General features: G+C 62.6%; 6 protein-coding genes and 1 pseudogene. 6 read left to right on the forward strand and 1 reads right to left on the reverse strand.

Annotated features, from left to right (window positions below):
- The first annotated feature begins 336 nt into the window (after positions 1-336).
- The 6 genes from ACH2EI_RS21315 to ACH2EI_RS21340 all read left to right on the forward strand — a co-directional run bounded on the left by ACH2EI_RS21315 (position 337) and on the right by ACH2EI_RS21340 (position 8,058).
- Positions 337-1,704, forward strand: coding sequence for an ABC transporter substrate-binding protein (locus ACH2EI_RS21315; protein ID WP_395151916.1), 1,368 nt, complete (start codon positions 337-339; stop codon positions 1,702-1,704).
- 174 nt (positions 1,705-1,878) lie between these two features.
- Entirely contained in the window at positions 1,879-4,125 is a 2,247-nt protein-coding gene (locus ACH2EI_RS21320; RefSeq protein ID WP_395151914.1) for a carbohydrate ABC transporter permease, read from the forward strand.
- A 1-nt stretch (position 4,126) separates the two neighbouring features.
- Positions 4,127-5,089, forward strand: coding sequence for a carbohydrate ABC transporter permease (locus tag ACH2EI_RS21325; protein WP_395151912.1), 963 nt, complete (start codon positions 4,127-4,129; stop codon positions 5,087-5,089).
- 59 nt (positions 5,090-5,148) lie between these two features.
- Entirely contained in the window at positions 5,149-6,000 is an 852-nt protein-coding gene (locus tag ACH2EI_RS21330; RefSeq protein ID WP_395161517.1) for a carbohydrate ABC transporter permease, read from the forward strand.
- Between the two features lie 64 nt (positions 6,001-6,064).
- Complete coding sequence (locus tag ACH2EI_RS21335) at positions 6,065-6,967, forward strand: aldo/keto reductase family oxidoreductase (protein WP_395151908.1); 903 nt, start codon at positions 6,065-6,067, stop codon at positions 6,965-6,967.
- Positions 6,964-8,058, forward strand: a complete 1,095-nt coding sequence (locus ACH2EI_RS21340; RefSeq protein WP_395151906.1) for an LLM class flavin-dependent oxidoreductase — start codon at positions 6,964-6,966, stop codon at positions 8,056-8,058. The genes ACH2EI_RS21335 and ACH2EI_RS21340 overlap by 4 nt, the downstream gene beginning before the upstream one ends.
- Before the next feature lie 101 nt (positions 8,059-8,159).
- Here ACH2EI_RS21340 and ACH2EI_RS21345 read toward each other — a convergent pair.
- Positions 8,160-8,715 (reverse strand): annotated as a pseudogene (locus tag ACH2EI_RS21345) (ABC transporter ATP-binding protein); the annotation flags it as partial.

An 8,715-nucleotide genomic window follows, 5' to 3' on the forward strand; every position in this document is an offset into this window, starting at 1 on the left:
CACGGCGCCACGGCGGCCCGCCTCCTGCTGAACACCATGCATCCGAACACCATGCATCCGAACACCATGCATGCAGCGGCGATGAGCGAAACCACAACCCAGCGCGTCGTCGCTCCGACCGAGTTGATCCAGCGCTCGACGACCGGCCCTCCGCAGTCCTGATCACGCCATTTTCGGTCGTCCTGCGCGCGACTTTCGGACATCGCAGGTCGACCAAGAAACGAGGCTCTACCCGGTCCCTCGCCGGGCGCACTTGACGTATCCGCGCCGGTATGTAAGCGTTTACATGTCGTGGATGTTTCCACGACGTTTTACATACCTTCAGGGGGAGGCCCTATGAACAAGCGCTGGATCAAGCTGGCAGCTGTCCCGATTGCATTTTCGTTCGTTGCCGCAGCATGCGGTTCCGACGACGATGGAGCGAGCAGCGAAGCAACAACCGCACCTGCCGAACAGACCGAAAGCACCGAGGCTCCGGCTGTCGAAGGCAAGACCGAAATCACGGTCACCGGACCCGAGCGCGACGAGAGCGAAGCTGGATCACTCCAGGCCGTTCTCGGCGCATGGGGCGACGAAAACGGCGTCACGGTCACGTACATCGGCGACGCCGACTGGGAATCCAACATCAACACGCAGATTGAGGGCGGCAACCCGCCAGACATTTCGATCTTCCCGCAGCCCGGCAAGCTCGCCGGCTTCGCACGCGACGGTGTCCTCACGGCCCTGAACGACGAAGCAGCAACCGCAACCGCAACCAACTGGAGCGAAGCGTGGACCACCTTCGGCAACGTCGACGGCACCCAGTTCGGTGTCCCGGTCAAGTCCGACCTCAAGTCCCTCGTCTGGTACCAGCCCGCAGCCTTCGAAGCAGCTGGCTACACCGTGCCCACTACGTTTGACGAGTTCACCGCCTTGGTCGACACGATCACGGCTGACGGTGGCGCCAAGGCACTCTGTGTCGGCATCGAATCCGGCCAGGCAACGGGCTGGACCTACACCGACTGGGTCGAAGACATGGTTCTGCGCCAGCACGGCGCCGACGTGTACGACCAGTGGGTCGCCCACGAGATCCCGTTCAACGATCCGCAGATCGTGGAATCGATGCAGACGGTCCTCGACATCTGGAGTGATGAGAACGTGTTCGCCAACTCTGGCACCATCGCTGCAACAGCGTTCCAGGACAACGGCCAGCCGTTGGTTGACGGCGACTGCTTCATGCACCGCCAGGCATCGTTCTACTCAGCATTCATCCCCGAAGGCACCGCCTTCGCTGATGGCTCGCCCGAGGCAGTTGACGTGTTCTACTTCCCCGACATCAACGGCGACAAGCCGGTGTTGGGTGCAGGTACGCTCGCCGCTGCGTTCAACGATGACGCCAACGTTCACGCCCTCCTGGCCTACATGTCGACGGCTGATTTCGCCGAGACTCGTCAGGCGGCACAGGCCGAACTGAAGGGTGGCGGCGCCACGCTGTCTGGCTTCCTCTCGGCAGCCAAGGGCCAGGACCCGAGTGTCTACCAGCCGCTCGAGCAGTCGTTCTTGGACATCCTGTCGAACAGCACGATCGTTCGCTTCGATGCCTCTGACCTGATGCCCGCCGAAGTCGGCGCTGGCACCTTCTGGACCGAAGGCACCGCAGCCGTGAACGGCGACAAAACTGCACAGGAAGCCGCCGACGCCATCGAAGCGTCATGGCCTGAGTGATCGTTCCGATCACGAACACCTGAGCAACTGAACACCGCATGAATGTTCACAACGTGAACACCATGTGAGACCATTGCAGGGCGCCGGCACTTCGGTGTCGGCGCCCTGTTTGGTTCTGGGGACGCTCCGCTTTCGACACAGCGACACGGGGCATCAAATTCTGAGGGGAACTGCGTGACAACGCTGGACGACGCTAAACAACTGCTCGACGACGATTCGATCGTCGCACAGGATCCGATCATTGATCCCGACGCACCGAGTCCGTTCCGACGAGTGCTCTCACGAACTTCCTTCGGCTTCTTCGTCCTTGCCCTCGTGTACGGGGTGATCGTGAGCGACAAGGTTCGCAGCACGGTGATCCTCGCAGTCGCTGCCGTCGGGATCACCGGCGGCGTCTGGATCGGCGCCAATCTGCTCTTCAATCAGGCAACGAAGCGATGGTCGCTGTTCAACGCCGCGCGCTTCGGCCTCGCTGGCTTCGCGTTCACCGGCGTCATCGCTGGCAACCGCCTCACCAACGATGGCGGCGACGGAGGATTCTTCGCCGACCTCGCCAACTGGATCTGGTTGCCTCTCGTCATCGCAGCGGTGCTCGCCGCCGTCGGCTCCGTCCTGAGCAGCACCGACGCCCCTACCCCTCGTATCGTCATCGGCGCAGGCGGCTTCGGTGTCACCGGCGCCGTCATCGGAGCGCTGCTCCAATCGAGCGTTCGTCCCGAAGTCGACATTGTCGCCACCATCGGAGGCACTGTCATCGTCGGCGCCATCGGTGCCGGAATTTCCATGCTGCGCAAGCGCCCACCAGTCGGCGGCGCAATCATTGGCGGTGCCATCGGTTGGGCACTCGGTGCCTTCGGTATGCCTGACCTCGGCAGCGGCAGCGCCGGCTGGGCAATCATCGCAGCCGCAATTCCCGCAGCAATGATCGGCGCACGCATCGGTATGAAGCCAGCAGCCAACCGCTTCGAACGCGGTGAGGCCGACCGTCGCTCACGCCCAGTGATCTTCATCGGTCCCGCGGTCCTTTTCCTCACCGGCACGCTCGTCGTCCCGGCACTCCGCACGCTGTACCTGTCGTTCTTGGGTCGGGACAGCGAAAAGTTCGTCGGGATCGACAACTACACCGAGACATTCACCGACAAGACGTCGCTCGATCTATCGAACTGGGGTGACGCATTCTTCAACTGGCCGATGCGGATCGGCCTCGTGCTGATGGTGGTTTTCTTCGTCGTCGGTAACAAAATGAAGCAGCGGACAGGACGCTGGGTCGAACTCGGCAGCCCGAGCTTCTTCCCCCTTGTCGGCGGCGCCGTCTTCCTGTCGTTCGCCATCTTCACCACGAGTCGCGGCACGATCATCAACAACCTGTGGTGGGTCATCGTCGTGACGCTGGTGTCGACGACACTCGGCCTCGCCGTGGCGGTCCTTGCCGAAGGCGCTCTCCTCGAGAAGGTTGCCAAGTCCGTCATCTTCATGCCGATGGCGATTTCACTCGTCGGCGCATCGGTCATCTGGCGCTTCATGTACGTCGCTCGCGACTCGTCGAAAGAGCAGACCGGTGTACTCAATGCGCTGTGGGTTGGTCTCGGTCGATTGAGCACCGGGCGCGGCGTCGCCTCGACCTTGCTCGTCGCGATCCTCGGCATGCTCGCAGTGGCACTCCTCGCCACCTCGATCAGGAAGAAAAACTACGTCCTCGCCATCGCCACGATCATCCTGGCTCCGATCGCTGTCTATGCCTTCGCATGGGTGTGGAGCCAATTCTCGGGTGACGTGCAGCGCCTTGTCATCGGGCTGTTCATCACGGCGGCATTCGTCGGCCTCATTGCCGCACTGATCTCATCGGCACAGAAAGCCGAGTACGGGCAGATGGCGATGCCTGGCATCGCAGCGCTCCTCCTCGGCTGGTTTCTGATCCGGTACTGGGGAATCATCGGCGGAGGCGTCGGCGGTCAAGAGACCAACGGCAACGGCGAGATCATCAGCTCACCGATCAACTTTATTCAGGAGTCGCCGTACAACAACATCTTCTTGATGATCGTGCTGATCTGGATCCAGACCGGCTTTGCCATGGTCATCCTTTCCGCTGCAATCCAGTCGGTGCCGGAAGAGATCCTGGAGGCCGCCCGCGTCGACGGCGCCACCACATCGCAAGTTTTCTGGCGGGTGACGCTCCCGCAGATCGGTCCCACCGTCGGCGTGGTCGTCACCACCATCATCGTGCTCGTCATGAAGGTGTTCGACATTGTGAAGGTGATGACCAACTCGAACTTCGGAACGCAAGTGTTGGCGAACGACATGTTCAATCAGGCCTTCAACGCCCGCAACACCGGCCGAGGCGCAGCGCTCGCCATGCTGATCTTCGTCTCTGTGATGCCCATCATGGTCGCCAACATCCGCCGCATGCAGAAGGAGGGCTGACATGTCCAGCCTGACTCTCGACGACACCACTGCACCGGCGCCGAAGGGCGGCGGACCGTTCAGCCGCTTCATGGACGGCTTCCGTGCCATCCCGCGGTTCGTGCTCTGGGGCATCGTGGCCATCTGGGCCACGCCGACGGTCGGCTTGCTGATCTCAGGCTTACGCACACGCGACGCACAGCGTGGCAGCGGTTGGTGGACCGGCCTCAACCCGTTCGAGTGGACCTTCGACAACTATGACGCCGTCTTCAGTACGTCGGCGTCCGGCTCACTCGGCGAGTCGCTCCTCAACTCGTTCGCGATCACCGTGCCCGCCACGGTCATCCCGATCGCTGTCGCATCGTTCGCTGCATATGGCTTCTCGTGGATCGAGTTCAAGGGCCGCAAGGTGTCGTTCATCGCCACTGTGGCGCTGCTCGCGGTTCCGCTGCAGGTCGCACTTATCCCGCTCCTCCAGCTGTACGTCGGCGGCGCCCACCTCACGCTGCCACTACTCAACAAGACGATCACGATCTTCCCTGACCTCGACCTCGTCAACACGACCACGGCCGTCTGGATCGCGCACTGCGGCTTCGCGCTACCGTTCGCAATCTTCCTGTTGCACAACTACATCTCGGGGCTCCCGAAAGACCTGTTCGAAGCTGCCCGCATCGACGGCGCCGACCACTTCACCATCTTCTGGCGGCTCGTGCTGCCGCTGTCGGTGCCAGTGCTGGCAGCATTCGCGATCTTCCAGTTTCTCTGGACCTGGAACGATTATCTGATCGCCAATACGTTCGCCGGGACCAACCCGGATGCTCGACCGGCGACCATCGTGGTCGCCAACCTGGCAGGCGACTTTGGCCGCAACGAGCACCTGTTGCCCGCTGCCGGTTTCGTGCAAGCCTTCTTCCCGCTCGTCGTGTTCTTCGCGCTCCAGCGGTTCTTCGTTCGAGGGCTACTGGCAGGTTCGGTCAAAGGCTGAACGTGCGGTGGTGGCACACCGCCGTCTCGGACGGTGCGCGCCAGATACCCAGGCTCGCGTTGTGGAGCATCGTTGCCATCTGGACGCTGCCGACCGTTGGACTCTTCGTCAGCGGATTCCGTCAACGAGACGCTCAGCGGCGCACCGGGTGGTGGAACCTCCGGCTCGGAGATCTCACCGGAGACAACTACGACGCGGTCTTCTCAGCCCGCGACTCGCTGACGACGTCGCTGCTGAACTCGTTCGCGATCGCGATTCCGGCCACCATCATCCCTATCGCGATCGCCGCGATTGCCGCATACGGATTCGCCTGGATGGACTTTCCTGGGCGCCGCGTCCTCTTCATGGGAACAGTCAGCCTGCTCGCAGTGCCGTTACAGGTGGCACTGATTCCGCTGCTCCAGATGTTCGTCGGTGGCGCCCACCTTTCACTCCCCTTATTCAATAAGACCATCACCGTCGTGCCCGACCTGAACTTGGTGAACACGACGACTGCCGTGTGGATCACGCACGCCGGGTTCGCCATGCCGTTCGCGGTGTTCCTGTTTCATAGCTACATCTCGAACCTCCCGCGCGACCTCTTCGAGGCGGCACGTATTGACGGAGCAGGACACTTCGACATCTTCTGGCGGCTTGTGCTGCCGCTCTCGCTGCCGGTGCTCGCAGCGTTCGGCACCTTCCAATTCTTGTGGACGTGGAACGACTATCTGATCGCCAACACGTTCGCCGGAACAAACCCTGACGCACGGCCGACCACAATCATCATTGCCAACCTTGCTGGGGCGTTCGGCCAAAACGAACACCTCCTCCCTGCTGCCGGCTTCGTGCAAGCCTTCTTTCCGTTGGTCGTCTTCTTTGCACTCCAGCGCTACTTCATCCGCGGCATCTTGGCCGGCTCCATCAAGCAGTGACCGCCCAGATTGGTCGTTCGCGGTGCTGATGGCAGTGGCGGCGTCGCGTCGGTAGGTTGGAATTGTGACTTCTCTTGTTGATGCTTCTCCGCGATCGCTCGGATCGCTGCCTGCTGTCGGGCCGCTGTCGTTCGGGTTATGGCGGTACACGAACACCGACGTTGCAGCCGCGCAGAGCGTGCTCGAAGCGGCACTCGACGCCGGGATGAACCTGATCGACAACGCCGACGTCTACGGCTTCGACTGGGGCGGCACGGGGTTCGGCCAGGTCGAAGAAATTCTCGGAACGGTTCTTGCCGGTGCACCAGAGCTGCGCGATCGCATGGTGCTCGCCAGTAAGGGCGGGATCATGCCGCCGCTCCCCTACGACTCGTCGCCGGCCTATCTGCGCAGCGCCTGCGAGGCGTCGCTCACTCGGATGGGTGTCGATGTGATCGACCTCTACCAGATCCACCGGCCCGACATGTACGCCCATCCAGCCGACGTCGCCGCCGTACTCAGTGAACTGCGCGACGCCGGCAAGATCCGCGAAGTCGGCATTTCCAACCACACCCCCGCCCAAGTCGCCGCGCTCCAGGCACACCTCGCCTTCCCGATCGTGGCAAACCAGCCCGAATTCTCAGCCAGTCACCTCGACCCGATGCGTGACGGCACACTCGACCAGTGCATGCAGCTCGGCATCACACCGCTTGCCTGGAGCCCGCTTGCCGGTGGGTCACTGGCTACCGGCGACGGCGTCGCCCCCGAGCTCCTTGCCGTCCTCGACCAGCTCGCCGAACGCGAATCTGTCGAGCGCGGCCACATCGCCATGGCGTTCGTGCTTGCTCATCCGTCGAAGCCGATCGCCATTGTCGGTTCACAGAACCTCGATCGCCTCGCCGCATCGGCCACGGCACTCGACGTGCAGCTCGATCGCTCCGACGTCTACGCCATTGTCCAAGCCTCTGAAGGAGTGCCACTGCCGTGAGTTCTGTCAGCAACCCGAATATCCCTGAGATCTCCTGGTTCGGCGCCCTGTGTGACGACGATTACGAGTTCCTCGGCCAGCCCGATCCGGCACTCGCCAGCTCGTGGGCGCACTGCAGCGACATCGTGCAAACCGCCGACCGCAACGGCTTCGACAACGTGCTCCTCCCGTCTGGCTACACACTCGGAATCGACTCCACGTCGTTTGCTGCCGGGATCGCTACCCAGACGGAGCAAATCAACCTGCTCCTCGCCGTGCGCATGGGCGAGATGCATCTTCCCCAGCTGGCACGCCAGCTCGCCACCATCGATCAGATGGCCGAGGGTCGGTTGACGATCAACATCATCAGCTCCGACATCCCCGGCGAGGCGCTCGACTCGGCGCCCCGCTACCAGCGCACCCGTGAATGGATGCAGGTGCTTCGTCAGTTGTTGAACGGCGAGCCGATCGACTTCCACGGAGAGTTTGTGGATCTCCAACTCGATCCGCCCCGCTTGATCGGCCCCGAGAGCACGTGCGCACCGTTCTACTTCGGGGGCTTTTCCCCCGCCGCCAAAGACGTCGCTGCGGCCGAGGCCGATGTGTTCCTCACGTGGCCAGACACGGTTGCCTCCGTCGGCGACACGGTGCAGGAGATGACCACGCTGGCAGCAGACACCTACGAACGCGAGCTGATCTACGGGCTTCGGGCTCACGTGATCGTCCGTGAGACCGAGGCTGAGGCGCGTGCGGCCGCCGAACAGCTCGTCTCCAAGCTCGACGCCGACACAGGCGACGCAATTCGGAAGAAGTCACTCGATGCCGCATCATTCGGTGTCGCCCGTCAGGCCGCACTGCGTGACACTGCTGCCGACGATGGCTTCGTCGAGGAGAACCTCTGGACCGGCGTCGGTCGGGCGCGCAGCGGCGCAGGTGCAGCGATCGTCGGCAATCCGGATCAGGTCGCCGCGAAACTTCGGGCCTACCAAGAAGTCGGCATCGGGGCATTCATTCTTTCGGGCTACACCCATGCCACCGAGTGCGACCTGTTTGCCGAACATGTGCTCCCGAACATCGATCACGCTGCGCTGAAGCCCCGTTTCACGCACTGACCGCCATCAGCCATCCCACCGAAGGCGTGAGGTAGGTGCGCCTTGGGTGCACCCACCTCATGCCTTCGTTATTTCCAGACCGGCTTCCGCCAGGCATGCACTTAGTTGCGGATGGCCAACCGTGTGGTTGCGTCGAAGAAGTGGACGTTCTCGGCCGACAGTGCGATGTCCACCATCTGCCCCATGCGGGCAGGTGAACGCGGGTGAAAGCGACCAACAGCGTTCGCTGCTGTTGCGCTCGTCGACTCTTCGGCAGCATCGGGGTCACCGGAGTCGACGGTCTTGGCGTCAAGGCGGAAGTGCACCATGATCTCGGAGCCGAGTGCTTCGATCAGCGTGACCTTCGAGGTGAGGCGCAGGTTCTCGGGCACATCTTCTGCAACCATCGACGCGTCTTCGAAGTCCTCAGGACGGATGCCGATGATCACCGGCTTGCGATCGTACGAGCGCAGTTCCGGGCGGTCGATCAACGACTGCGGCGACAGGGCGATCGAGTGTTCGCCGAACGTGACGGTGCCACCTTCGCCGTCGAGAGCCACCGAGCCTTCGTACAGGTTCATCGAGGGCGAACCAATGAATGCCCCGACGAACACGTTGTCCGGCCGGTCATACAGGGTCTGCGGCGTGTCGACCTGCTGGAGGTAGCCGTCCTTGAGG

The organism is Ilumatobacter sp. (genome assembly GCF_041688325.1).
Taxonomy (GTDB): Bacteria; Actinomycetota; Acidimicrobiia; order Acidimicrobiales; family Ilumatobacteraceae; genus Ilumatobacter_A.